Origin of the sequence: Actinosynnema sp. NPDC023658 (assembly GCF_040639995.1) — a bacterium.
In the GTDB taxonomy this organism is placed as follows: Bacteria; Actinomycetota; Actinomycetes; order Mycobacteriales; family Pseudonocardiaceae; genus Actinosynnema.
Genome location: NZ_JBFAAX010001295.1, coordinates 1 through 1360, shown reverse-complemented (window position 1 = coordinate 1360; position 1360 = coordinate 1). Strand labels below are relative to the sequence as shown.

Below are 1360 nucleotides of genomic sequence, written 5' to 3'. Positions count from 1 at the left end.
GTCATCGTCTGCGCCGCGATCGTGCTGCTCATCGACTCGTGGTCCAACCGGCCGCTGCCGTTCGACCCGCCCGACGACGACTACGACTACGACCCGCCGCAGTCCGGTCGCCGCGCCCGCTGAGCGCGGCTTACCCCGTTCAGGCGTAGGTGTAGGCGCCGCGGTGGTCCAGGGTGGACGCCACGGTGACGCCGAAGGGCTCCAACACCTCGTCGACGTCCACGACGTTCTCCACGCCGCCGCCGGGCAGGTACCTGTCGGCGTCGTAGCCCCACCTCGCCTGCCACCGCGACCACACGCGGTCGATGTTGCAGTGGTGCAGGAAGAACACCGGGTCGTTGGGCGAGTCGGTCTGCGCCATGTGCCCGCCCACCCAGTTGTGGACGCGGCCGTGCAGGCCGGGGGCAAGTCCGCCCTCCACGCGGTTGCGCATGCCGCCGCTGGAGCTCGAACCCCACGGCTCGACGTCGTAGGTCGAGACGACCACCACGGTGTCCACGTCGGACGACGTCGGCAGCGAGCCCCGCAGCGTCATCGCCCGGCGCAGCGCCGTGGAGGAGGTCGCGCTGACGTTGATCCGCCAGTTCCCGGAGCCGGCGAACGGGCCGGTGAGCACCGGTCCGTTGCCGCCGGAGCCGTTGCCGCCCATGAAGTCGGACGTGAACGGCGGGCCGGAGGTGCTGCGGTTGGTCGTCCAGTCCCAGTAGGGCAGGTCGACGGCCGGGTTGAACACCTTCAGGGCGTTCTCCAGCTCCTGCAGGTACACCCGGTGCCAGGGCAGGAACGACGGCGAGTGGTGGGCGTAGTCGTGGCCGTCGACGGTGGAGAAGTAGTTCATGTGGGTGCGCACGAACCAGTCGTAGTTGCGACCGGTGCTCTGCGCCTTGAGCGCCTTCAGCGCGCCGACGAGGTTCGACCTCTCGGTGGCGGTGAGCGCGGCCACGCTCTTGCGGGTTCCCATGGGTGCGTGCTCCTCCGGGGCTGCGGGCGGCCGATCAGGAATGCGGGTGGTCGGCGTCGGGGGTCAGCTCCTGGTCCCCGAGCTGGTCCACGGCGAGCCTCGCCAACTTCCTGAGGCCGTCGCGGTGGTCGCCCTCGTCCAGCGGGATGGGGTAGAAGTGGCTGACCGTGCTGATCACCGCGGTGAACGTGGCCGCCGAGCCCGGCCCGACCGGCAGCTCGACCTGCGCCACGCCGAGCTTCCGGCCGTTGATGTGGACCTTGTGCCGGCCCTTGTCCCGGTCGTGCTCGCCCTTGATCCGCTTGCCCTTGTAGTTCTCCTCGAAGTCGCGCGGGTCGGCCGGGCCCGGACCGCTGCGCCCGCGGGCGACCTGGTGGGGCGCCGCCGCGCCGAGCGTGC

At 71.0% G+C, this 1360-nt stretch carries 2 protein-coding genes; both read right to left on the bottom strand.

From position 1 onward, the window contains the following. Positions 1 to 139: 139 nt before the first annotated feature. On the bottom strand, positions 140 to 961 hold the full coding sequence (locus AB0G02_RS40420; protein ID WP_360805898.1) for a tyrosinase family protein: 822 nt from the start codon (positions 959 to 961) through the stop codon (positions 140 to 142). 34 nt (positions 962 to 995) lie between these two features. Beyond that, positions 996 to 1360: tyrosinase family oxidase copper chaperone (locus AB0G02_RS40415; RefSeq protein ID WP_360805895.1), on the bottom strand; the 365-nt coding region annotated here is incomplete at its 5' end.